The sequence below is a fragment of the candidate division WOR-3 bacterium genome, assembly GCA_039801725.1.
Classification (GTDB): domain Bacteria; phylum Hydrothermota; class Tepidihabitantia; order Tepidihabitantales; family DTDR01; genus DTDR01.
Genome location: JBDRVE010000024.1, coordinates 1 through 25,366, shown reverse-complemented (window position 1 = coordinate 25,366; position 25,366 = coordinate 1). Strand labels below are relative to the sequence as shown.

Sequence of the window (25,366 nt, the reverse complement as noted above, 5' to 3'; positions counted from 1 at the left end):
AAGATAAACCAAAAATAAATAAAGAAAATAAAATTAAAAAATAATTTTTTCTCATTATAACCTCCTTATATAAAAAGATAATTTTATTTTTCCTTCCACATCTTATTATAAATTAAAAAATTTTTAATGTCAATAAAAACTTATTGTAAGATTTTAACTAAGGAATCTCTAACTATTTGAAATTCTTTGATTTCTTCATTGGTTAATACTTTATACCGGACAGTTTTTATTTTCAATGGATTAATATGTCTGCCATCTTTTATCACTTCAAAGTGAAGATGGGGACCGGTGGCTAATCCCGTTTGCCCCACATAGCCAATAATCTCACCCTGTTTTACTTTCTTTCCCCTTTTTATATTTCTTCCAAATCTTGATAAATGCCCATATCTTGTTTTGTAACCATTAGGATGAGTAATCTCTACCAAATTTCCATAGCCTCCTTTATAACCGACAAAACTTACATAACCATCACCTAACGCCGAAACTGGTGTTCCCTTAGGAGCCACATAATCTATCCCTAAATGGGGACGAACAATTTTTAAAATTGGATGAAAACGGGCAAAGGAAAAATAGGAAGAAATATAAGAATATCTTAAGGGCGAACGTAAAAATCCCCTTTTTAAAGATTGCCCTTTAAAATCATAATAATAACCTTTATAATAAAAACCATAAAAATTACCAACTTTGCCATTATAGCGGACAGCAAAAATATTTCCGTAATCATAAGGAATTGTCTCATTATTAATATTTACTAAATAAACCTTCTCCAAATAACAAAACCAAGAATCACCTTTATGGGATTCAGTAAAAAAATCAATATCCCATTCCAAGATCTCAGCGAAACTACTTACTAATTTCGAAGTCTCCTTTAAAGAGAGCATACTAAAATAAAGAGAATTTTCTATCTCTCCTTTTATCACTTTTTTATTTTTCACAAGAAAATAAAAGGGCATTGCCAAATTCACATAATTTTCTTTTTTATAAAAGTAATAGGTCTTAAAAATATCTTTTTTATAAATTATTAAAGTGTCCGTAAAAAGAAAAGTATCACCAATGTTAATATTCTTTGTTAAATTGAGTAAAGAAAAAAAGTTAAGAATCTTTTCCTTTAAATCTTTTTGATTAATTCTTTTTTCTAATATGGTAGAAGGAGTATCGTTCTTTCTAACAACATAAATTTCATAAGTAAGCAAAAAAGATAAGAAAAAAATTTTTATCACCTTAAAATTATATTTTTAAAATTAAAAAAGTCAATAAAATTTGCCGAGGGCGAGACGGAGGGATTTGTGTGGGTTAAGAGGGGAAGGAGGGATGAAATCCCGCCCTCGGCAAAATTATTCTTTCTTAAACTTTATTGCGCCATTTTCTAAATAAACCGTTATCCTTCGGGGCTTTTCATCAAGAAGCAATTTGGCAAGCGGATTTTCAATGAGTCTTTGGATTGTCCTTTTTAATGGTCGAGCACCAAATTCTTTATCAAATCCTTCATCGGCAATTTTATCTTTCACTTTTTCTTCTACCTCCAATTCTACTCCCAACTCCTTTAATCTAATTTTAAGTAAATTTAGTTGAATGTCAATAATCTTTTTAACATCGGAGTAAGATAGCGGATTGAAAACAACAATCTCATCGATCCGATTAAGAAATTCCGGACGGAAACTTCTTTTTAATAAAGTCAACAACTCCTGTTTGCTTATCCTCCCCTCTCTTATCAACTCGGTTCCCAAATTAGAAGTCATAATAATTATAGTATTTTTGAAATCGACTGTTCTTCCTTGACCATCGGTAAGTCGCCCATCATCCAAAATTTGTAAAAAGATATTAAAAACATCGGGATGGGCTTTTTCAATCTCGTCAAAAAGAATAACCGAATAAGGTCTTTTTCTTACTGCCTCGGTTAATTGACCACCTTCTTCATAACCAACATAACCAGGAGGCGCACCAATTAAACGAGAAACTGTATGTTTTTCCATATATTCGGACATATCAATCCTAATCATCGCATCTTCACTATCAAATAAAACCGCCGCTAAAGTTCTTGCCAACTCAGTTTTTCCAACACCCGTGGGACCCAAAAAGAGAAAGGAACCAATGGGCCTTTTTTCTTCTTTTAACCCAACTCTTGCCCTTCTTATCGCTTCACACACTAATCTTACTGCTTCGTTCTGATCAACTAACCGTTGGTGAATATGCTCTTCTAATTTCTTTAATTTTTCCTTTTCGGATTCTAAAAGTTTCGTTACCGGTATCCCTGTCCAAGAAGAAACTACTTCAGCAATATCTTCAGCAGTCACCACATCTCTCAACAATCTCTTTCCATTCTTATCTAATTTTTCAATTTCTTCTTCCAATCTTGCCAATTCTTTTTCCAATTTTGTTAATTTTCCATATTTTAATTCGGCTGCCCGATTCAAATCATAAACCCGCTCTGCCTTTTCAATTTCTTTTTTAGTGTTTTCAATCTCTTCTTTTATTTTAGTAATCTGGTTAATAATTTCCCTTTCTTTTTGCCATTTCTCCTCTAACGCTTGTTTCTCTTTTCTCAATTCGGCCAATTCTTCTTCAATTTTTTTAAGGCGTTCTCTTGACTCACTATCTTCTTCCGACTGAAGAGAAATCCTCTCCATATCTAATTGCCAAATTTTTCTTTCAATCTCATCAATTTCTGTCGGTTTAGAAGTGATTTCCATTTTTAACTTGGCTGCTGCTTCATCAACTAAATCAATTGCTTTATCCGGTAAAAATCTATCAGCAATATATCTTTTTGATAAAATTGCTGCTGCCACTAAAGCCGAATCACTAATCTTCACTCCGTGATGGACTTCGTATCTTTCTTTTAGCCCTCTTAAAATTGAAATTGTCTCTTCTACTGAGGGTTCATTAACAAATACCGGTTGGAATCTTCTTTCTAATGCCTTATCTTTTTCAATGTATTTTCGATATTCCTGTACCGTTGTCGCACCGATACAACGTAATTCGCCTCGGGCAAGCATTGGTTTCAAAATATTGGCAGCATCAATTGCTCCTTCCGCAGCACCAGCACCAACAACCGTATGCACTTCATCAATAAAGAGAATAATTTTCCCCTCTTGGGCTTTTATTTCTTTCAAAACTGCTTTTAAACGATTTTCAAATTCTCCTCGATATTTAGTACCAGCAATCAAAGCACCCATATCTAAAGCAAAAATTCTCGTATCTCTTAATTTCTCCGGAACATCGCCTTTAACAATTCTTTGAGCAAGTCCTTCAACTATCGCCGTTTTGCCAACACCGGCTTCACCAATCAAAACTGGATTATTTTTTGTTCTTCTTGATAAAATCTGAATCACCCTTCGAATCTCTTCATCTCGACCAATAACCGGGTCAAGTTTTCCTTCTCTTGCCATTTCGGTCAAATCCCTACCAAATTTTAATAAAGCTTCGTAAGTCTCTTCGGCATCCGGCGAAGTAATTCTTTGATGGCCTCTAACATCTTTTAAACCAGATAAAAATAATTCCGGCGTTAAATTATAATTCCGAAATAGATTTTTAAGAGAAGAAACATCAAATAGAGCCAGAAATAAATGTTCGGTACCAGCATAATCATCCTTCATTTGTTTTGCCCATTCTAAGGCAGAGTCTAACACCTTTTTAGTCTCGTAGGAAATATACACGTCAGTAACATAATTCACTACCGGCTCTCTTTGTAAAAGTTCTTCCACATCTCTTTGGAATTTCTCTAAATTTATCCCAATTTTCTTTAGAATTTTAAATATAGTTCCTTCGGCATCTTCTAATAAAGAAAAAAGAATATGGATAGGCTTTATCTCCGGGTTTTTCTTTTCCTCAGCAAGTTCCTTAGCCCGAATTATTACTTGTTGGGCTTTTTGAGTAAATTTGTCTAAAACCATTTTGACCTCCAATATTTTAGACTCTCAGATTAAAACAAAGATTTGAAAAACTTTATTAAAGGTTTTTTAGTATTTGGATCCCCTCTTTGGCAGCTTTCTTAACTTCGCTATCTTCTTTCGAAAAAGGCCAGGGGCGAGCAATCTTTTTTAAAAGGGGTAAGGCTTCTTTATCCTTTAATTTTATTAGAGAATTAATTACTTCAATCTTAACCGGCGATTCTTCAGAATTTATTGCTTTTTTCAAAATATCCACTGCTCTTTTACCACCAATTTCAGAAATTGCCCAAACTGCCTTTCTCTTCACACTCGTTTCAGGGTCTCCCAACATTTTTATCACTTCTTCAAATACTTCGTCTGCTCTTAAGATTCCCAAAACCTCCAAAGCCGCACTGCGAACAAAAAAAGAATCGTCTTTCAAAAGTTTCACCATTTCTTCAATAATCTCTTTTCTTTTTTCAATAGGTGGTAAAGCAACAATCTTGCTCAATGCCAGTGCTGAGTGAAATCTAACTAAAGGACTTCTCTCTTTGCAAGTTTTTAATAAGATCCCAATACTTTCTTTATTTTTAATATCACCAAGAATTTCAATAATTTTTATTTTCTTCTCCTCTTCTTTAATTCTTGTTAATTCAGTAAGTAAAATATTGATGCTTTTTTCGCTCAATTTAATTAATGCTTTTTTCGCCAAATCAGCAATTGTTGGATTAGGGGAAGAAAGAAGATTAAGTAAGTAGGAACAGGTTTTTTCGCTTTTAATGTTTGCTAAAGCATTAACCGCCGCCATCTGGACATTAATATCCTTTTCCTTAAAAAGATTTGCCAAACCTTCGATCGCTCGCTCGTCACCAATTTTACCTAAGATTTCGCAAATGCAGGTTTTTAATACATTACTTGGATTATTTAAAAGAGATAACAAAGGATACAAAACCACCTTCCCCTCTTTTATCAATATCTCCATTGCCTTAAACCTCTTATTTAAATCATCGCTCATTAAAGCATTAAGATAAGGTGAAATAAAAGTTTCACCAATCATTGTCAATGCCTTAATTGCTGCTTCCCGGACAATTTCAGATTCATCATATAAAGATAGATAGGCAAGTTCTTCACTTGCCTTTTTATCGCCAATCTTTCCTAAAGCTTCACAGGCTGCGCTTCTTACCCAATGGCTCTCGTCTTGTAATTTTTCTAAAAGGTGCGGAACCGCCTTACTATCACCAATCTCTCCCAAAGCACTACAGGCACAAGTTCTTACCCAAAAATTTATATCATAAAGTAACGGAAAAATATTTTCTATTGCTTTTTTACTTTTTAAATTTCCCAAGGCTTCGCAAGCCGAAGTCTTTATCAGCGGATCGTCGTCTTTCAAAAGTTCAATCAAAATATCCTCACTCTCTTTAGCCTCCAATTTGGCAAGTAATTGGCAAAAAATTCTAATTACTGGTTTTTCTATTTTTCTTGTCTCTAAGCCTTTCACTACTTCTTTCTCAACTTTCAGCATTTCTAAAATATAAGGAACTACCCCTTTACCAATTTTCAAAATCTCTTCAATTATCTTCTCCCTAATAACTGTATTTGCCTCGCTTGCTAAGGTTTCCAATAAAAGAAAGATTGCTTGGGGAGTTTTTAGAAATGCCAAATCTTCTATTGCCTTTAATCTTCTGCGTATTTCTGGATGGGAAAGTTCCCTTTTCAGCCTCTCAATTTCATCCATATTGAATAATAACCTAAAAATTTTCTTTTGTCAAATAAAAAATAATTGAAATTTTTTATAATTTTATTAAAATTAACATTGTTTAAAAATGAATAAACTTGCCTTAATTAGTATTTACGATAAAGAAGGAATAGTGGATTTTGCTAAAGAATTGTCTTCTTTAAACTACCAAATTATCGCCACTTCCAAAACTTATGAAATCTTAAAATATAATAATCTGCCAGTTATTGAAATTAGCGAATATACTGGCTTTAAAGAAATCTTAAAAGGAAGGGTAAAAACTTTACATCCCTTAATCTTTGGTGGCATACTTTCTTTTGGCAAAGAGGAAGAAGGAATAAAGCCAATTTCCATTGTTGTCTGTAATCTCTATCCCTTTGATAAGTATATTTTAAGTAATTTAAGAGAAGAAGAAATGATTGAATTGATTGATATTGGTGGTGTATCTCTTTTAAGGGCAGGAGCAAAGAATTACAAATATGTAACAACTATCTGTGATAAGAATGATTACCCAATGGTTATCTCGGAGATTAAAAAATACGGTGAAGTAAGTATGGAATTAAAAAGAAAACTTGCTTATAAGGCGTTTAATTATGTCAGTTATTATGATAGTATAATTTGTGAATATTTTAGAAAACTAAATAAGGAAGATATTTTTCAGGATTATTTAACTCTGCCACTAAAAAGAGAGCAGAAATTACGTTATGGTGAAAATCCGCATCAAGTTGGCTTTTATTATAACAACCCATTTATAAATAAGAATTTTACTTATCTTTGGGGAAAGGAATTATCTTATAATAACCTTTTGGATATAAATACCGTTTATAATATTATCTCAGATTTTAATTTTCCAGAATTTAAAGATTATAAACTCTGTTGTATTATTAAACATAATACCCCTTGTGGTATTGCTTTAGGAGAGACAATAAAGGAGGCTTTTGAGAAGGCTTTTCTTTCTGACCCAAAATCGGCATTTGGTGGAATTGTTGGCTTTAATTGGGAGGTGGATAGAGAAACTGCCGAAAAGATTATTGATACTATCTTCTTAGAAGTAATCTGTGCTCCCTCTTTTAGCGAAGATGCCTTAAATATATTAAAAAAGAAAAAGAATTTAAGGATTATTAAGTTAGAGAAAAGTGAAGATGGTTTTGAGATAAGAAATTGTCTAACCGGCTATCTCTTACAAGAAAAGGATAAAAGGATTGTTGGAAAGGAAGACTTTAAACTAATGACAAAAAGAATGCCAACCGAAGAGGAATTAAAGGATGCCCTCTTTGCCTATTTTGCGGTTAAATATGTGAAATCAAATGGAATTGTGATTGTGAAAGATTTAATGACTGTGGGAATTGGTGCTGGGCAGACTTCCCGTGTTGATTCGGTAGAAATTGCCATTAAGAAGAGTGAAGGAAGGTGCGAAGGTGGCGTTTTGGCATCAGACGGCTTTTTCCCTTTTAGAGACTCTATTGATATTTCAGCAAAATGCGGTATTAAAGTAGTTGTTGAACCAGGTGGTTCATTAAGAGATGAAGAGGTTATTAAAGCCTGCGAAGAAAATAATATTTCTCTTATCTTTACAAATATAAGACATTTTCGTCATTAATTAAATAATAACTCAGATACTATAATATATCCTATACTGCTCCTATTTTAATAAAAAGAATATTCCCTATGTTGAGAGAAGTATATAAAAAGAAGATAGAGAGAGGTTATTTTATTTATCTAATACCCTTTAAGACCTCCTTTTTAATTTTCATATTTTTCTCCCTTTATATATATAACGAAAAAGAAGCCCAAAAGGTTACCAGAAATTTTTAAATTAATTTCTTTTTACAAACCAAAAATAAAGCCAAATTGGTTTTTGAGTATTTATTACTGGAGTTATTGAAAATAAAATCTCTTTAAATAAAATTTAAAAATGAAAGGAGTTGTCCTTGCAGGTGGTTTGGGAACAAGATTATATCCTTTAACAAAGGTAACTAATAAACATCTTTTGCCGGTTTATAACCAACCAATGATTTTCTTCCCGATAAAAAAATTGGTATCCTGCGGTATTGAAGATATATTGATTGTTACTGGTGGAAATAATGCGGGTGATTTTTTAAGGTTGTTAGGTAACGGTAAGGATTTTGGTTTAAAGAGATTACATTATACTTATCAAGAAGGAGAGACAGGTATTGCTGCTGCCTTATCTTTGGCTGAAGATTTTGCTGATGGTGATAAGATAGTTGTAATCCTTGGCGATAATATCTTTGAGGATGATATTAGAGAATATGTGGAAAAATTTGAAAAACAAGAAAAGGGAGCAAAGATTTTTTTAAAGGAAGTAAAAAATCCTGAAAGATTTGGTGTACCGGTATTTGAAAATGATAAAATAGTAAGAATTGAAGAAAAGCCCGAAATACCAAAATCTCCCTATGCGGTGACGGGAATTTATATGTATGATAATCAGGTATTTGATATCATTAGAACTCTAAAACCATCAAAAAGAGGGGAATTAGAAATTACTGATGTGAATAACCGGTATTTAGAAAAAGGAGAACTTACTTACGAAATCTTAAAAGGCTGGTGGGCAGATGCCGGAACATCTTTTGAATCCTATTATCGAGCAATCAGTTTAGTAAGAGAAATGTATTTAAAAGAAAATAAAGATGGATAAAAAAGAGGTTTATCTATTAGATGGCCATTCCTTAATTTACCGTTCTTATTATGCCTTTATCAGAAATCCTTTAAGAAATGCCCGTGGGGAAAACACCTCGGCTATCTTTGGTTTTGTTAATACTTTAAGAAAGATTTTAAAAGAAAGAAAACCGAAATATCTTGCCTGTGTTTTTGATTCCAAGGCACCCACTTTTAGACACAAGATATTTTTAGAGTATAAAAAAGTAAGACCGGAAGCCCCAAGTGACTTAAAATATCAGGTTCCAATAATTAAAGAAATCTGCACAGCCTACGGAATAAAAACATTGGAAGTGCCTGGTTACGAAGCCGATGATGTATTATGTACCTTAGCAAAAAAAATAAAGAATATGGGTTACAAAGTTTATATTGTGGCTACGGATAAAGACTTATTTCCAATTGTTGATGAGGATATTATTATCTATGATACTTACAAAGAAGTTTTTTACGATCCAAAAAAGATAAAGGAAAAATTTGGGATCGAACCGAAAAAGATAAGCGATTATCTTGTGTTAGTTGGTGATAAGATTGATAATGTACCGGGGGTAAAAGGGATTGGTGAAAAAACTGCAATTGAAATATTAAAAAAATATGGAAATTTAGAAAAGGCATTAAAAGAAGATCCCAGATTAAAAGGAAAAGAGGAAGAAATTCTATTTTCCAAAAAATTAATTAGTTTGAAAGAGGATGTGCCAATTGAAGTTTCTTTGGAAGATTTAAAGATTAAAGAAAAAGATAGTAAAAAGCTTCTTTCCCTCTTTAAGGAACTCGGTTTTAAAACCTTTCTTAGCGATTTTGAAGAAGATAAAATTGAGATCGGAAAGACATTGAAAATCGTTACTGACCCGTCTCCAATACTAAAAGAAGAAAATTTTGCCTTTTTAATAACCGATAACAAAATTTATATTGGAAATAAAAATAATCTTTACGAAGGAAATTTAGAAAATCTAAAAGAAATTTTTACCACCGATAAAGAAAAGATTACTTATAATTTAAAAGAACAATATAAATATCTGGAAGATTTGGAATTAAAAAATGTTTTTGATATCAAAATTGCTGCCTATCTCTTGGAACCAGAAAGAAAAAGATTTCTTTTAGAGGATTTAATTTTATCCTATTTAAAAATTTTGAAAAAGAACGTTATACCGAAAGAGGGAGTTTACTATATTTACTCAATCTATCAACAGATTTTACCGGAATTACTTGTAAGAGATTTAACCAAACTTTTCTACGATATTGAAATGCCCTTAATCCCTTGTCTTTACCGAATGGAAAAAAGAGGAATAAAAATTGATATTCAATTCTTTAAACAATTAACAAAAGAGTTAGAAAAGGAGATTTTCTCTTTACAAAAAGAGATTTATCAATTATCCGGTATAGTATTTAATCTCAATTCTCCTAAACAACTTGCCGAGGTATTATTTGATCGGCTAAAATTACCAATCCCCAAAGGAAAAGAAAGGTCAACCGCTTCCGAAGTATTGATTGAACTTCTTCCCTATTCACCAATAATTGAAAAAATCCTCCGCTATCGGGAATTGAACAAAGTCTTAACTACTTATCTTAAACCCTTTCCGGAGATGTGCGATGAAAACCAGCGACTCCATACCTATTTTGACCAAACAAAAACATCTACTGGTCGCCTTGCCTCTCTTTCTCCCAATTTACAAAATATTCCGGTTCGTGGTGAATTAGGACAGAAGATTAGAAAAGGGTTTATCTCAGAAGAAGGTTATCTTTTAATCTCGGCTGATTATTCCCAAATTGAATTAAGAATTTTAGCCCATATTACCGAAGATGAGAATTTAATAGATGTCTTTTTACAAGATAAGGATATCCACACAACAACAGCAGCAAAGATTTTTAAAGTGAAGGAAGAAGAGGTAAAAGAGGATATGAGAAGATTTGCTAAAATGGTCAATTACGGTCTTATTTACGGAATGAGCGATTACGGATTAGCAGAAAGTTTGCGATTAAAAAAGGAAGAGGCAAAAGAGTTTATGGAGAATTATTTAAATAGTTTTCCGAAGGTAAAAGAATGGCGGGAAGAGGTAATAAGAAAAGCGAAAGAAGAAGGCTATACTAAAACTCTTTTTGGCAGACCAAGATACTTTCCTGCCCTTTTATCACCAAACAAAACCCTTTATGAACAGGCAAAAAGACAGGCAATTAATGCACCAATCCAAGGAAGTGCTGCTGATATAATAAAAAAAGCAATGGTTGAAGTAGATAGAAAACTAATAGAAAATAGATTCAATATCGGCTTAATTCTAACAATCCACGATGAACTTTTATTTGAGATAGAAAAAGAAAGAATAGAAGAGGCTAAAGAGATTATTAAAGAGACAATGGAAAATATTTATCCCTTAAAGGTGCCATTAAAAGTAAATATTGGTGTTGGTAAAAACTGGCAAGAAGCCCATTCTTAATTAAATCTTAATTATCTTTCCTCCTATTTTATAACCCTTTTCATTAATAAAAAGTAGATAAATTCCTTTTCTCAAATTCTTTATTTCTTCTAAAAATACTCTTTCTTCTGCTATTTTTCTCTGATAAACTAAACTACCTTTTAAATCATAAATTCTTAAAAGAAAGGAAGAATTTTTTGGAATATCTAATAAAAAATTATTCTGATTTATAAAGGGATTTGGCAAAGAAATAATTGGTGCATATTCTAAGATTTCAAAAGAAGAAAAGTCACTACCAAATCCTTTATTACCATATTTATCAACCGGAATAAGAAAAAGATAATATCTCCCTTTCTTTAGATGATGAAAATAATAATTGGTATCATTAAAAACCTTATATTCCTTTAAATTTTTAAAGGCAATAATTCTTATCTCATCAATAAAAACTCCTAAATTAGTGATTGAAGAATCGGTTTGGTAGCGAAACCTTAGATAATAATTTCCCTGTGGTAAAAAAATCCTTACTTCTTCAAAATAATCACTTTTTCCATAAAAAGAGTCTAACTTATAAAAGTTAATCTTATCGAAAGAATATTCCAAATAGAACACATCCCTTTTGATTTTATTTAAATAGGTTTCTTCAGTATTGTAAAGCAAATCAAAGATTATTAATCCCCCTTCTGATAAGTTTATTTTCTCTTTGGTAATTAAGTAATTATTTAATAAAAGACCTTCATTAGAATAAAAGGATTTACCTCTTTTAGCAAATCTATCAGATAAAGAAAATCCGTAATTATCCCAAAAAGCAAAATTTTCACAGGAATCGTAGAAGATAGTATCAAAAGAATTAAAAAAATATAAATAATAATTAATTTCTGTTAAGTCAAAAGATTTAGAAAAATTTATAAAAGCATTATTTCTTTTTATTTCTATCCTTATTTCTTTTATCCTTTCCGGTCTTATATCGTCTAAAGAATAATACTCATTCAGAAATTCAAGCCATTTAACTTCCTTTTGAAAAGTTAATAAAAAGTATTCCTTTATATATTTTTTAAAACCAAGATAATGATAAGGGAAAAATATTGCTAAACCATAACCATTTTTATAAAAATCAGTTTTTTTTATACTAATTATTGAAGAAAATATTCCACCTTCAAAATTTAATTCTTTTAAAATATGGAAAAAATCAATATGGGAAGATAAAGAATCTTCTCTTTCAAAAAAAGGATAGGTTTGAATTTTATTTCTTATTTGAGAAATCAAGTTTTTATCCTTTTCTTTTAGAAAAGAGAATGCCTTTCCATATTCCTTTCTTAATTTATTTAAATCAATAGCAGAAAAAATCCCTTCCTCTCCTCTATTTCTTATATTTTCTAAATTCTTCTCTGACCAAAATTGGGCAAGTTCGTTGATTTTTATCTCCGGTTCTTCTTCAATCTTTTTTACCAAACTTTTATAATCCCAAGCAGAAACTGGCAAGATACTTGGTGAAGCAAAAAGATAATCACAATAATCAAATATCTCAAAAGCAATTTCCACCATTCCCATTAAACAGACATCAAAACCAAGAATCTTTATTTTTTTATTAAAAATTTCTTTTGCCTTTTTAAGAAACTCTTTTAAACCGCCACCGGCCACAGAAAGAGAAGATTGGTTTGTTTCGTCATACAAAAATGCCCGATTTAAACTGTGATACCATCCGTTACCGTGACTATAAAATATTAAAAAATAATTATCACTTTCGTAATTTTCCTTAATAAATCTTATAAAATCACTAAAGAAATTTACATCAGCAATATTAACTTCGGGTAATTTTCTTTTTAACTCAACATTTCCGTTATTTAACTCATAAATTTTAGGAAAAGGTGCGGTATCATAATAGGCATTATCAATTAAAATTATTGTTCTTACCTTTTTATTATATCCCAAATTGGTTAATTTCAAAATCTCTTGATAACCAGCATTAGATAAATCATTATCGCAGGCAAAATATAAAATAATTGTCCATTTTGATTTTCCAAAAAGGAAAGAGAGAAAAGTAAAATATATAAATAGTTTCTTCATAAAATAAAAAAAGGGGGTTGATAAGGCTCAACCCCCAAAAGCCTTCCTTTTTAATGTTTACTAAAAGGCAAAACTGACGCTTAACCGATGAGAACCGAGTAAATAGTAATGATGGCGATAACTATAATCAATCTCAAATTCCATTCCGTTCATTAATCTGGTTTTTATTCCTAAACCTCCAGAAAGTCCTGTCATCCAATGAATTTGATCACGATATTCACTGTCAGTATTTAAAATATAACCGGCTCTGATAGAAAACATCTTAGAAACCAAATATTCAAGACCAATATTGAAGGTTTCGTTGATATCATTATAATGAACCAAATCGAAGCAGGAAGTCAAACGAGAATTCTCATTCGAAATTAAATCGGCAGCAATTCCGAACCTAAAAGTTGTGGGAATAGGAACAGGCGTAGAGACATAGGAAATTGGCACTTCCTTTCCGGTCTTTTCATCTCTTTCAATTCTTCTTAATCTTCCACCGGTATAAGCAATTTCCGGACCATAATTGTTAATAGCAACACCAATTCTTAAATTATGAAAACCAGTATTGAAATGGAAACCTACATCAAAAGCGAAAGTGCTTGCGGACATATCCCAAATTCTTTCTTGAATTCCTTTTAAACCAATGCCAATTGATAATTTTTCAGTAAAATAACGAGCAAAACTAATACCAACCGCCATTCCGGAAGCACCAAAACGTAAACCGGTACTCTCATCTTCTCTTTGGGGAGTATATAACGAATCAATCTTTGTCTCCATCATATTACCCATTGTTAAGGCAATAACGGAAAAACCAAAATTGCCAACCGCTCCTGCCGGAATAACCGCGCTTAAATATTCATGAGAAACATCAGCAATCCAATCAATATGATTAAAGAAAATTACTCTTTTTGTCAAAAGGGCTAAACCACCAGGATTATAAAAAGTAGCAGTGGCATCATCCGAAAGAGCAACAAAAGAAGAACCCATTCCGCTTGCCCGACCAACATCAATCTTTAACCAAGAAGCCCCCGTTGTCCCTCTTTTATCAAAGGCACCGAAAGCCACCGTTATAATCAAAACTAAAATTAATAATTTAGTTCTCATCTTATCCTCCTTACATTATAATAGCAAATTTACCAATCTGTTTACCGTACTTCGAATCGACATGGAAGATATAAACACCACTGGAAACCTTCTGGTCGTGTTGGTTTAACAAATTCCATTCGGCAGTTCCACCAAATTTGTTATTTTTAGTTCCCTTTTCCGAAGATTTATGCTCGATTATCTTTACTAAATCGCCAGCTAGATTGAAAATTCTAATAGTACATTCATCAGGCAAATTCACAAACTGCAATCTTCTCGCAAGCGTTGTCTTTTCCCATTTGTTGGTAATAATGTAAGGATTAGGAACAACCTTCACATTCAGTTTCTGACCAGCCATATCGGTAAATTCCATTTCAGTTGTTGTTATCTTAAATTTATTATAAGAAGGCGCTGTTCCGTAAGTTTTGTTAGAATAGATATACCAGGTATCGCCAGGTTGAATCATCTGTTTGATTTGTGGATTTATTGCACCACCTTTTCTAATTTGAACATATCCACCAGGTAAATAGATAAATATTTCATTATTCCTCAAAGTATCCGATGGTTGCGTTGTTCTTCCAATCTGAAATGCCCAGCAGTTGCCGTAATTATAATAAGTATTTTGATTAAATTTTGGATTATATTCTACCCTCACTCCGTTGGTTAAATCATAAACCTCTTCTAATGTCAATCCACCTTCTGGTTTCCTTCCCCAAACGAGTCGGTAATCAGAACCACGAAATGCCCAGGCAGCTTCAGGACATTCTTTTGCTCTTAAAGATTCCGCCGAATAACTACCGTTAACATTTTTAATTTCAAAAGAAACAAAGGGCTCAACTTTTGCGGTATCTAACTTCATTGTAAGGATAAGATTCATTCCATCAAAGGTGGGGAAATAGAATTTTTCATTTTTACCCAAGGTATAAGGCAATTGATAAGAAATTATCGTCTCGGTATAATTGGGGTCAGTAATTATTGTTTGATAAATTGGTTGTTTGTTTGCTGAATCGCATATTGGATCAAGGAAAGTCAAAAGATATTCCTTATTTTTGGCTAAATAAGGAGCAGAGAAGATAATATCAAATTTGAATTTATTATTTATACTGTCGCCAACAAGCATCCTGATATCAGAAGAGGGAGCCTTGTAATTTGCTGCCTCTCTTCTTGGCGTCGCTTCCACCGGTTGGATGCCACTTTCTAATACTAAAATTTCACCACGCATTCGGTTATAATCAAAAGAAGTCACAGCATAATAGTAGGTTTGACCATTAATTACACTATCATCAACATAGTAATAGAAAGTTCCTTTATCATTCGCCCAGACAAAAATGCTTTCTTGATAAGTAGTATCCCGACCAATTATCTTAATGGTTTTAAAGGTATCAGCATATTTAATTCCGTTCTTCAAATCACAAATTGCTTTCAGTTCCCATTCAATTCCGTCAAGAGATTTATAAACTTTGTACCCTTCAAAGTCGTATTCTCGATAAGTTGTGTCACCGGTTCTTTGAGCAATTTTATAATAAGGATCAGGAATCTTTTCCATCCGATTATCCCAAGATAGAATCACTCGATTATCCTGTGGCATCGCGGTAACAACCGGTGGAAATGGTGGACCAGGTAATAACCAGTTTTTATCATAACATCTTTGGGCTTCGGCACTCGCTCTTGCTAAATCCCAAGTATCTCTTTGATTGTAAGGTTGTCCTTCTTCACCATATTTAGCGGCAATTACTGCAACTACTAGTGTTGCTACTGAATCGGGTGGTAAATTAAAAGGACCGCTTGATTGTAAAAACCTTTTATCCGCCGGAGTTTCGTCAATATAATCATAAGGTTTATACTCTCTTGTAGTATGATCATAACCAGCAAGAACTAAATATTTTTCTACATCAGTCCTTGGGTCGTTTTCGATTGGCCATCTTTTACAACTAGTCATTCCTAATTGTTCTATTTCGGAAAAGTCACGCCAAGCAGGAACACCATCTTCATCACTATCAATTAAATCAGGACGATTATTGGTGATATATTCACTATCAACCTCCTGAAAATCCACTAGCCCATCACCATCATTATCCCTACCATCCCATAAAGCAAAAGGACTTTGTAAAAAGTCATAGGCTACTGCGCCCGGTGTTCCTCTTTCCCATTTGGTACCTGGGTTTTCTCGGTTATCACTATCATAAATCCAAGCAAGGTTATCAACAAATATTGAATCGGTTCTTGTTCTGTTATAAATATATTTTCTTGGTCTTCTTGTGGCGGCATCATAAACCATTGCCATCATATCATCACTATAAGCACCAACATCGGCATCCAAGACTACACCGATATACATATTTCTTAAAGTATCACCAGAAACATTTTTTATATCGTATTTCAAGAAGAAGATATCTCGGTTAGATGGTAAATTCCAATGATATCCAGTTAAATAAACATCTACACCAATTGGTTTTGTATCACCTGGTTTATGTTGTGGTGCATGAGCATCAGAAAAGCAACACCAAACATCCATTCCTGAAATTGTATCTTGTGGTGCCATTGGAAATTTATCTTTTGGTGGCGGCCATTTATCAGGGAAATAGTAAATACAATCATCAGGATCTCCTGGATTTCCAGTATATCGGGAATATATTTCTGGCCACAATTCACTAGAACCTGAATTTGGATCGTATCCGCAGGAAACTAATGTTTCACCTTGGGGAGAAATAGCACCAATCCAAATACCCGCGCCAAAAATATAGAAGTTTTTTAAAGGTCTTGGCCAAGAACCGCCTGCTTCACCGGTACCGGTAGTTACATCAATACCAAATCGACCATCGTTATAAAGAGGATATTCCCATCGGTTATACCTAATCCACAGCATATCAAAAATTTTTTTACCTGAGGAAGGAGTTAAACTTTTGGCGAAAATAAGTACGAAAGAGAGAAATATAAAAATAATTAATAATTTCTTAAACATCATTCCTCCTTTTTAAAATCCGAAACCAATTCCAATTCTTACCCTTCTGGGTGGTCCATAATTACCAGGATTATTTATCGCATCCTCTCTTGCTTTAACATAAGAATCATATCTCTCTAACTGGGAAATCCAACCGTCGTGATTATAATCTCTCGCTGGATGATAACCGGCATCGCCAGGAATTTGTCCCCAACTAAATTGACCTGGCACGAAAGTTTGACCATCCCAATCAGGTGCACCGGTTGCCGAATAAACACTTGTGACATTTAAACGGTTGGTAACATTCAAAATATCGCAGAAAAGAGATAAATTTAAACCACCAATTTTAATATCTTTTGATAATCGAGCATCAATATTCCAAGTTGCTGGCATTCTTGCGGAATTCAAATCACCAATTCTTGTTCCTCTAACATCAGTTGGCGTATATGGGAAACCACTGCCAAAATTAAAGATTGCACCAATATCAACATCTCTCAAAGGAATGAAAACAAAATCACTGGGGAAAGATAAACCTAAATCTAAATTGAGCACATGTCTTTGGTCATAATCTAAGTAATAGTCGATTTGGGTGAAAGGAATACCTTGATAATTGTAAGTATACCATTGCCAGGCTTCCGCTGCTGTTCCTTTGGCAATCTGGAAAGTATAAGCAAGTTTTCCGCTCCAATAATTAGAAAGTCTCTTTTGTAAGCCAATCTCAAAGCCAAAAACCCTTCCATATTCAACATTAGTAATAATTGTATAACCCATTGGTAAAGCGGGAACTGGTCTTGTACCGACTAAATCATAAATGTCTTTATAGAATAGAGTCAAATCAGCACCCCAGAAATCACTTATCTGCCATTCCAAACCACTTTCGTAAGCAATTGTTCTTTGGGCATTCAGGTCAGGATTACCAACAATAATATTTCCTCTTTGAATAATATCAGCAAAAAGACTTTCATATAAATTGGTAAATGTCGGTGACTGGAAGAAATGACCGTAAGAGAATCTGAATTTCATTCTTTCGGTAACTGGAAAACTGATTCCCAATCTTGGCGAAATCTTATATTTTGGTTTTGCTTCAGTAGTGGTGGTATCCAAAACATTTCTTCCATCTTCACCATATTTCCGATATCTTGATTTCGGATGTAACATATCAAATCGCAAACCTGCCCTAACCACTAAATCACCAAAATCGGCACGGTCTTGGATATAATAAGCAAGGGAATAAGGATATTTTTTATAAGCATCCCAGAAGGGATTGGATGACCATGGTAAAGAGTTTTCTAATAACCACAAAGAATATAATTTTGCTTCAAAGCCAGTTTTTATTTCATGGATTTTCTTATAAACATACGTGAAATCTCCTTTAAAATTGTAGGTTTTTGATTGACGATAATGCCAGAGACGATAATCACCATAACAATAAAATAAAGGCACTCCCCAAGGATTATTATCCGAGACATTATATTCGGTCCATTTCGCATCCTTATCCTTCCAAAGTTTAAACACAGCGCTTTCTGGTGAAAGACCTTCAGGATTTCTAAACACATAGTCTTCCGATTTGAAGCGATATAAATCCCAGAGACCAAGTTTTTCTAAGAGATGAGATTTATCTCTTTTCTGATATTCTTTATCTCTTACGGTTTGTAGTCGGTCATAATAGTGATAACCTGCTTTAAGGTCTAGAATCATATTCTCTTTAAGCATCGTATTAAAATTGATTGCCAATTGGTCACCAAAACTTCTAATTGCCGCATAATGGTCAAGCCAATATTTCCAAGAATTTGCCCAGGCTTGCCATTGATAACAAGCAGTATAATAAGAAAGAGACAATTTGGATTTTGGTAATTTATAAGATAGTTTAATATCGCCAGTATATTCGTCTCTTGGTTTTTGAAGTTTATATTTTGTTGGGTTAGCATCTTCCGTATGCATCAATTCACCAGATAAAGCATAACGTAATCTTTTTGTAAATAAAGGTCCACTCAAAGAGAATTGATAAAAATTATATCCAAAATCTAATGCCCGGAATGGCAAGATATCATCAGAAGTATACCTCAAAACACCGGAATGTCTCTCACCGCCTTCTTTTTTAATAATTTGAACTACTCCGGACATCGCTTCACCATACTCAGCATCAAAACCGCCGGTGATAATAGAAACTTCGGAAACGGCTGCTGAAGGTGGTCGGTGATAAGCAATTTGATAGAATGGGTCAACTGCCGAAATTCCGTCAACCAATGTCAAAACTTCGTCATACCTACCACCACGCACGTGAGCAAATCCACCATGAGTGACGACACCTGCTTGGAGATTAACTAATTGGGTAACAACGGTTAATGGTAATTTCTTTAATTCTTCTTCACCAGCAATTCTCGTTGTCTGAACTGCGGTTTTGATAACCATTGGTCTTTCCGCAGTAACTTCCACTGGTTTTTCAATTTCAATTACTGTTGGTTTTAATTGGAAATCAACATAGGTTGTCTGGTCGACAATTACCTTCACACCTTTCACTCTTACTGGTTCATAACCAACATAAGAAGCGGTAACATCATAAGTACCCACTGGCACATTAATAATCAAATAATGACCGGTAGCATCAGTGGCAGCTCCTAATTCTGTTCCTTCAACAATTACATTTACCCCAACCAGCGGTTCTTTTGTATTCGCATCAATCACCCTTCCGGCAATCTTTCCTGTTTCACCGGCATAGGCGGTATAAGAAAAAAATACCGCCAGAATAAAAATAATTTTTAAAAGGTTTCGCATATCTTCCTCCTTTTTATTTTACTCTTGTTGCAATTCCCCAAATAATTGCCCTTGGTTCCTTTTTAATATGGGTTAGACATTCATAGGTAATTCCTTCGACATAAAAACGATTAAACCCTTCAGGAAGAACAAACTTTTGTGAAGATAAGATTCTTTGCCAATTATTAGTTTCTTTATCTTTATAATAAACAAAGGTATAAACCGAATCATCCGGGTTTAACCAATAACGACAAGTGACCCTTAATGAATCCATTGGTAAATATAATAAAGAATCTTTTTTCTCATATTCACCTTCATCAATGTAGAAAAGTCTTCTGTTAGAAAATTTTAAAGAACAAGATGGATCAGCTGTTCTTTGATACTCCAATTCAAAAATAGTACAAGTTTTTGTTGGCGAGGATACAATTACTCCAAAGGGACTATAGAAAATTGGTGCTTTTTCGGCATCAGGAGCGTAAATAATTTGACAACCAGAAATCTTTTTCAATTTCCATTCTCTCGGTTCGGTATCTTTCTTTACTGGTTCAAAATAGGCAACCTGCCAAGAAATGGCATCAAAGGGCTTAACGATAAGCGTTTCCTTTGCTATAAAACGATTAGCATAATATCCGCTATCAGCTAAATAAGGAGTAACCGAATCGGTAAGGATATACAAAGAATCTTTAAATTCCCTAATTAAATAAACATGACAGGTTGTATCTTTAATAAAGACGATATTAAAGGAATCCCTTTGGCTTATCTTCTTTCGACCAAAGGCTTTCGGAAAGAATTTCATAAAAGGTCTATCTTTTTTTAAGAGAGAATCAAAATAGGTACCCCGAGTAAGTGCCACAGGTACTAAGTAATTTTCTTCCCCGAACATGTTATCTTCAAAAAGATGAACTTGTAAAACCTCGCTTTCTAAAAGGGTTTTGATTGCGGCTGAATCTTTTCCATCTCCGCTAAAGAAAGGTGGTGGGGGTTCGTTACCACAAGAGATAAAAAGTAACACAATGCTAATTACTCCGATAAAAATTGATAGTTTTGCTTTCATAGACATTCCTCCTTTTCAAGTAATAATTTAATATTTAATATTATTACTAATAATTCCATTTAAACTAAATTTATTTTAATTATTCCCATTTAAAAGTCAATAAGATAGTTTTAAACCTTTGGGAAGAGAAAACCTTAAATCCTTTCCTTTGAGCATAATTAATGATTTTTCTATCAGAAGAAACAACCGTATATCGAGTAATATCTTTGGTATTTTCTAAAATATTGATAATTGCTAAATCGGCATCCTTTACATAAGAAACCTTCAAATAATCGCTTTTTAATCTAATTGGTGGCAAGAGAGATAGGGGAACACTTTTCACATCAAAGAATATTTGGGCTTTCTTTCTTTTTATCTCGCAATAATCTTTTATAAGATAAATCAGTTCTTCCCGATAATAATTTATTTTATTTTCATTAATATCTTTATAAAATTGGTGTAAAAGATTATAACCATCAATAAGATACATTACCGAATCAATCCCAATTTTAGAAAACTAGTATAATTCTCTTTATTTCGACCAACGATAATGTGGTCTAAAACTCTTATTCCACAGATATTACATGCCTGAATTATCTTTTTAGTTAAAGAAATATCTTCTTTAGAAGGTTCAGTCTCTCCCGAAGGATGATTATGAACTAAAATAACACCGTTTGCCAATCTTTTTATTGCTTCTGAAATTATCTCTTTTATATCAACAATACTGGCATTATTACTTCCCTTACTTAATTCTAAGGTATCAATTACTTTATTTTTTATATCTAAAAAGATAACCGAAAAATGTTCTTTTTTAGCATTAAATAAATAGGGACCAATTTTTTCACTCACATAATCAATCACGTCCTGCGGTGATTTTAGTTTCTTTTTATTTTCTGCCTTTTCTATTAATAATCTTTTTCCTAATTCCAAAGCGGCTTTTAAGGAGCAAGCCTTTGCTAAACCAATGCCTGGTATTTTGCTTATCTCGTCAATTGTGGCATTATCTATCGCTGAGAGACTACCAAAATGATTTAATAATTTCTTTGCCAAATCTTCAGCACTTTCACCTTCTTTACCCGTCCTTAATATGATTGCCAATAATTTAGCAAGAGATAAAGACTTTTCACCCTTTTTTATTAATAATTCCCTTGGTCTTTCTTCTTCTACCCAATTTTTGATAGGTAAAAAATTATAATTCTCTTTCATTCTATTAATTATTTTTCTTCTTAAATTTAAACAATCTTCTGGACTTCTAATAAATTCAGCCAATTTTTTATAAATCTCTTGTTTTTCTTTATTATCTAAACTTTTTAATCCCTTTCCCTTAAAAAATATCTTACCTTTCTTAGAAATAAACGGTAGAATTTCTTTTTCTATAAAAAAATTAATTAACCCTTCTTCCATTTTGCTAATTATAAAAAATTTGTTATTTTTGTCAACTTATAATTGACTTTTAACCATAAATAATTATAATAAACTATGCTCATTCCAACTAATGCTACCCGACAGGAATTATTAAGATTAAAAAAAAGGGAAATAATTGCTGTTAGAGGGCATAAATTATTAAAGGATAGACAAGAACAATTGTTAAGAATTTTACTTTCTTATATTGAAGAAGTGAAAAAATTAAGAAAAGAAGTATACGAAGAGACGAAAGAAGTTTTAAAATATCTCAACTCTTCCTTCTTTTTAGAAAAAAGAATCTTTTATGAAAATCTTTTGATTAATCAAAATTATGAAATTTCTATAAAAGAAAGTATTCTACCTCTTTTAAATATCAAAACAACCCTTTATGATTTTGATCTCTTAGAAAAAGAAAAGATTTTGCCTTTTTATCAAACTTCTTCTTTATTAGATATCGCTTTAGAAAAATTAAATTTACTAATTAAAAAACTGGGAAGATTATCAACCCTTTTAAAAATTGTTGCCATCCTTTCGTCAGAAATTGAAAAAACAAGAAGAAGGGTAAATGCCTTAGAATACCGATTAATCCCTCAGATGAGAAGCGCCATCCGTTATATATCTTTACGCCTTTCGGAATATGAAAGAGAAAATCTCATAAGAATAATGAGAATAAGAAAATAGAATGGTCACAAAAAGATTAAAAGGGATGCTTGATATCTTACCTAAGGAAAGTCTCTTTATCGATTTTATTATTACCAACTTTGAAAGGATAGTAAAATTATATGGTTTTTCCCTTATAAGAACACCAATTTTAGAATATGCTGAGTTATATTATCGTTCAACGGGAATTACTTCTGATATTGTTAATAAAGAAATGTATACTTTTTACGATAAAAAAGAAAGATTATTAGCCTTGCGACCCGAAGGCACACCAGGCGTAATAAGAGCAGTAATTGAAAACCAATTGCCTATTCCCCAAAGGGTATATTATATTGGACCAATGTTTAGATATGAAAGACCCCAGAAAGGAAGGTTAAGAGAACACTACCAATTGGGATTAGAAATTGTTGGTGAGAAAAGTCCTTACAGTGATTTTGAACTTATTAAAATTGCTAACCATTTCTTTTCAGAAATCAATCTCAAAGATACTATAACTTTGGTAAATTCTATTGGCTGTGATAAATGTCGACCGAAATTTAAAGAGGCTTTTTTGACCTATTTAAAAGATAAAATAGAATTTTTATGCTTTGATTGCCAAGAGAGAAAAGAGAAAAACCCTCTAAGAATCTTTGATTGTAAAAATGAAGGATGTCAAAAGATAATAAAAGAAAGTCCTAAGGTAAGAGAGTTTTTATGTGAAGAATGCAAGAACCATTTTGATAAATTTCTTTCATATTTAGAAAAATCTGATGTCAGATATAAAATTGATGAGAATTTAGTAAGAGGTTTAGATTATTACACAAAAACAACCTTTGAATTTATCTCTGAAAGTTTGGGAGAAAAGATTAGTATCGGTGGCGGTGGTCGTTATGATAATCTAATGAAAGAACTTGGTGGTGAAGATGCTCCTTGTGTTGGTTTTGCCTTAGGTTTAGAAAGAATTTTTTATGCCCTTAAAGAAAATAAAAATCTTTTAAAAGAAGATAAAAATCTAATGATAATTTATGATTGTGAAGATAGTTTCTACGAAGCAGAAAAATTGGCAAACCTTTTAAGAGAAAAAAATATTCCTTGCTATTTAAATCCCGATTTAGAAACTTTAAAAAAACAACTGAAAATTGCTAATAAATTAGATATAAAATATGTAATAATTATTGGCGAAAGAGAAAGAGAGAAAGGAATTTATCTATTAAAAGATATGACTACTGGCAATCAACAAGAAATAAAAAAAGAAGAAATAATAGAGAAATTAAAAGAGATAATAGATGTATGAGACCAATATCATCATCTATTATTCAAAAGATAATCGTTATAGTTTCAATCCTTTAATTCCTTTATTAGAAAAAGATTTTAATATCTTCTTTGCCAAAAAGGAAGAGGATTTATTAAAATTATTAAAAGAACTTACCGGAGATAAATTTTTGCTTGTCTCCTTTTTTACTACTCAGATTTTTGAGATAAAAAATTTGGTAAAAAAGATAAGAAATTTAAATATAAAAAATTTAACATTAATTGCTGGTGGACCTCATCCAACCGGTATGCCCAAGGAAGTTTTAAATTTTGGCTTTGATTATGTGGTCTGTGGCGAAGGAGAATATGTAATTTTAGATTTGATAAAAAATAAGCCAAAAGAAAAAATAATTTATGGGGAAAAGGTTTTAAATCTTGATATTTTCTTACCTTTTAGTGAGAGATATAAGAAATTTGGACCAATTGAAATCTCTCGGGGTTGCCCTTTTGGTTGTTATTTCTGTCAAACACCTTTTCTTTTTGGTAAAAATATGAGACACCGCTCAATTGATAGTATCTTAAAACTGGTTGAAATATTAATAAGAAATAACAAAAGGGATATAAGATTTATCACACCAAACAGTTTTGCCTATGGTTCAATTGATGGCAAAAGTATTAATTATTCAGCCTTAGAAGAACTTTTGAAAAATATAAGAAATTTTATAAAGGATAAAGGAAGGATATTTTTGGGAACTTTCCCTTCGGAAGTTAGACCGGAATTTGTTAATGAAGAAACAATATCTTTAATAAAAAAATATTGTGATAACGATAATTTAGTGATTGGTGCCCAATCAGGTAGCGAAAGGATTTTAAAAATAATAAATCGGGGACATAAAATAGAAGATATTTATAAGGCAACGGAAATAACAATAAAAAATAATTTAAAGGCAAATTTAGATTTTATTTTTGGTTTTCCTAATGAAAAAGAAGAAGATATAAAAGAGACAATAAAAGTAATTAAAGATTTAACAAAAATTGGCGCAAGAATTCATCTCCATACTTTTATACCTCTACCTCAAACACCCCTTTTTAAAATTGGTTTAAAAGATTTCTCTTATAACGAAGAAATAATAAAACTAATCAAAGAACTTCTTCCGAAAGGAAAAATCTACGGAAATTGGGAGAAGCAACTAATAATAAGAAAGAAATTAATTGAATTTTATAGGAATTAACTTTTATTCTTCAATCTTTAACTTCTCTTTCTTGTATCCCTTTGGTATCTCAAAAAGGGTTGGAGCAAGATTTTCTCGTTTTATCTCTTTTAACTCCATTTTAAATTTCTTCTCACCTTTATCATAACCGATTATTCTTACAGGGACGCCGAAAAACTTATCTTCCTTCTTTTCGGTCTGTATCTTATAAAAAGAAACTCCTTTCATCATCTCTGAAAAGAATTTTCCCATTTCTTCCATAATCTTTAAATCCTCAGGTTTTAAACCAATCTTAGAAAAATCAGTAGTCCAAATC

At 32.2% G+C, this 25,366-nt stretch carries 17 protein-coding genes; 6 read left to right on the top strand and 11 right to left on the bottom strand.

Annotated features, from left to right (window positions below; translation table 11 throughout):
• Window positions 1-140 precede the first annotated feature (140 nt).
• The 3 genes from ABIK75_05890 to ABIK75_05880 form a co-directional block, all read right to left on the bottom strand.
• The gene (locus ABIK75_05890; protein MEO0090620.1) at window positions 141-1,220 is read right to left on the bottom strand and encodes a M23 family metallopeptidase; all 1,080 of its coding nucleotides are present in this window, start codon (window positions 1,218-1,220) and stop codon (window positions 141-143) included.
• Window positions 1,221-1,334: 114 nt separating this feature from the next.
• Entirely contained in the window at window positions 1,335-3,890 is a 2,556-nt protein-coding gene (gene clpB, locus ABIK75_05885; GenBank protein MEO0090619.1) for an ATP-dependent chaperone ClpB, read from the bottom strand.
• A 55-nt stretch (window positions 3,891-3,945) separates the two neighbouring features.
• Entirely contained in the window at window positions 3,946-5,601 is a 1,656-nt protein-coding gene (locus tag ABIK75_05880) for a HEAT repeat domain-containing protein (protein ID MEO0090618.1), read from the bottom strand.
• An 88-nt stretch (window positions 5,602-5,689) separates the two neighbouring features.
• On the opposite strand from ABIK75_05880, the gene purH reads away from it, so the two are divergent.
• From purH to ABIK75_05865, 3 genes are all read left to right on the top strand, one after another.
• Window positions 5,690-7,201: a bifunctional phosphoribosylaminoimidazolecarboxamide formyltransferase/IMP cyclohydrolase gene (purH, locus tag ABIK75_05875; protein MEO0090617.1), complete on the top strand. Its 1,512-nt coding sequence runs from the start codon at window positions 5,690-5,692 to the stop codon at window positions 7,199-7,201.
• 315 nt (window positions 7,202-7,516) lie between these two features.
• Window positions 7,517-8,257: a sugar phosphate nucleotidyltransferase gene (locus ABIK75_05870; protein ID MEO0090616.1), complete on the top strand. Its 741-nt coding sequence runs from the start codon at window positions 7,517-7,519 to the stop codon at window positions 8,255-8,257.
• The gene (locus tag ABIK75_05865; protein ID MEO0090615.1) at window positions 8,250-10,706 is read left to right on the top strand and encodes a DNA polymerase I; all 2,457 of its coding nucleotides are present in this window, start codon (window positions 8,250-8,252) and stop codon (window positions 10,704-10,706) included. Before ABIK75_05870 ends, ABIK75_05865 begins: the two co-directional genes overlap by 8 nt.
• Here the strand turns inward: ABIK75_05865 and ABIK75_05860 are convergent, their stop codons facing one another.
• From ABIK75_05860 to radC, 7 genes are all read right to left on the bottom strand, one after another.
• Window positions 10,707-12,749, bottom strand: a complete 2,043-nt coding sequence (locus ABIK75_05860) for a clostripain-related cysteine peptidase (protein ID MEO0090614.1) — start codon at window positions 12,747-12,749, stop codon at window positions 10,707-10,709.
• 60 nt (window positions 12,750-12,809) lie between these two features.
• Complete coding sequence (locus ABIK75_05855; GenBank protein MEO0090613.1) at window positions 12,810-13,838, bottom strand: PorV/PorQ family protein; 1,029 nt, start codon at window positions 13,836-13,838, stop codon at window positions 12,810-12,812.
• A gap of 10 nt (window positions 13,839-13,848) precedes the next feature.
• Window positions 13,849-16,779, bottom strand: coding sequence for a hypothetical protein (locus ABIK75_05850; GenBank protein MEO0090612.1), 2,931 nt, complete (start codon window positions 16,777-16,779; stop codon window positions 13,849-13,851).
• A gap of 12 nt (window positions 16,780-16,791) precedes the next feature.
• The gene (locus ABIK75_05845; protein MEO0090611.1) at window positions 16,792-19,533 is read right to left on the bottom strand and encodes a TonB-dependent receptor; all 2,742 of its coding nucleotides are present in this window, start codon (window positions 19,531-19,533) and stop codon (window positions 16,792-16,794) included.
• Window positions 19,534-19,546: 13 nt separating this feature from the next.
• The gene (locus ABIK75_05840; GenBank protein MEO0090610.1) at window positions 19,547-20,566 is read right to left on the bottom strand and encodes a hypothetical protein; all 1,020 of its coding nucleotides are present in this window, start codon (window positions 20,564-20,566) and stop codon (window positions 19,547-19,549) included.
• A 79-nt stretch (window positions 20,567-20,645) separates the two neighbouring features.
• On the bottom strand, window positions 20,646-21,035 hold the full coding sequence (locus ABIK75_05835; GenBank protein ID MEO0090609.1) for an NYN domain-containing protein: 390 nt from the start codon (window positions 21,033-21,035) through the stop codon (window positions 20,646-20,648).
• Entirely contained in the window at window positions 21,035-21,949 is a 915-nt protein-coding gene (gene radC, locus ABIK75_05830) for a DNA repair protein RadC (protein MEO0090608.1), read from the bottom strand. Before radC ends, ABIK75_05835 begins: the two co-directional genes overlap by 1 nt.
• A gap of 75 nt (window positions 21,950-22,024) precedes the next feature.
• Here radC and ABIK75_05825 point away from each other — a divergent pair, with 75 nt between their 5' ends.
• From ABIK75_05825 to ABIK75_05815, 3 genes are read left to right on the top strand one after another with little or no spacing between them, the layout of a single operon-like run.
• Window positions 22,025-22,630, top strand: coding sequence for a V-type ATP synthase subunit D (locus ABIK75_05825; protein ID MEO0090607.1), 606 nt, complete (start codon window positions 22,025-22,027; stop codon window positions 22,628-22,630).
• 1 nt (window position 22,631) lies between these two features.
• Window positions 22,632-23,882 carry a histidine--tRNA ligase gene (gene hisS / locus ABIK75_05820; protein MEO0090606.1) on the top strand — a complete coding sequence of 417 codons (1,251 nt, stop codon included), beginning with the start codon at window positions 22,632-22,634 and terminating at the stop codon, window positions 23,880-23,882.
• Complete coding sequence (locus ABIK75_05815; protein MEO0090605.1) at window positions 23,875-25,071, top strand: TIGR04013 family B12-binding domain/radical SAM domain-containing protein; 1,197 nt, start codon at window positions 23,875-23,877, stop codon at window positions 25,069-25,071. The genes hisS and ABIK75_05815 overlap by 8 nt, the downstream gene beginning before the upstream one ends.
• Before the next feature lie 3 nt (window positions 25,072-25,074).
• Here the strand turns inward: ABIK75_05815 and ABIK75_05810 are convergent.
• On the bottom strand, window positions 25,075-25,366 hold a 292-nt coding region (locus ABIK75_05810), incomplete at its 5' end, for a DUF4412 domain-containing protein (GenBank protein ID MEO0090604.1).

Bases quoted from the DNA above. Each gene is read 5' to 3' on its own strand.
- clpB (MEO0090619.1), bottom strand. From the start codon at position 3,890: ATGGTTTTAGACAAATTTACTCAAAAAGCCCAACAAGTAATAATTCGG.
- ABIK75_05880 (MEO0090618.1), bottom strand. From the start codon at position 5,601: ATGGATGAAATTGAGAGGCTGAAAAGGGAACTTTCCCATCCAGAAATA.
- purH (MEO0090617.1), top strand. From the start codon at position 5,690: ATGAATAAACTTGCCTTAATTAGTATTTACGATAAAGAAGGAATAGTG.
- ABIK75_05870 (MEO0090616.1), top strand. From the start codon at position 7,517: ATGAAAGGAGTTGTCCTTGCAGGTGGTTTGGGAACAAGATTATATCCT.
- ABIK75_05865 (MEO0090615.1), top strand. From the start codon at position 8,250: ATGGATAAAAAAGAGGTTTATCTATTAGATGGCCATTCCTTAATTTAC.
- ABIK75_05860 (MEO0090614.1), bottom strand. From the start codon at position 12,749: ATGAAGAAACTATTTATATATTTTACTTTTCTCTCTTTCCTTTTTGGA.
- ABIK75_05855 (MEO0090613.1), bottom strand. From the start codon at position 13,838: ATGAGAACTAAATTATTAATTTTAGTTTTGATTATAACGGTGGCTTTC.
- ABIK75_05850 (MEO0090612.1), bottom strand. From the start codon at position 16,779: ATGTTTAAGAAATTATTAATTATTTTTATATTTCTCTCTTTCGTACTT.
- ABIK75_05845 (MEO0090611.1), bottom strand. From the start codon at position 19,533: ATGCGAAACCTTTTAAAAATTATTTTTATTCTGGCGGTATTTTTTTCT.
- ABIK75_05840 (MEO0090610.1), bottom strand. From the start codon at position 20,566: ATGAAAGCAAAACTATCAATTTTTATCGGAGTAATTAGCATTGTGTTA.
- ABIK75_05835 (MEO0090609.1), bottom strand. From the start codon at position 21,035: ATGTATCTTATTGATGGTTATAATCTTTTACACCAATTTTATAAAGAT.
- radC (MEO0090608.1), bottom strand. From the start codon at position 21,949: ATGGAAGAAGGGTTAATTAATTTTTTTATAGAAAAAGAAATTCTACCG.
- ABIK75_05825 (MEO0090607.1), top strand. From the start codon at position 22,025: ATGCTCATTCCAACTAATGCTACCCGACAGGAATTATTAAGATTAAAA.
- hisS (MEO0090606.1), top strand. From the start codon at position 22,632: ATGGTCACAAAAAGATTAAAAGGGATGCTTGATATCTTACCTAAGGAA.
- ABIK75_05815 (MEO0090605.1), top strand. From the start codon at position 23,875: ATGTATGAGACCAATATCATCATCTATTATTCAAAAGATAATCGTTAT.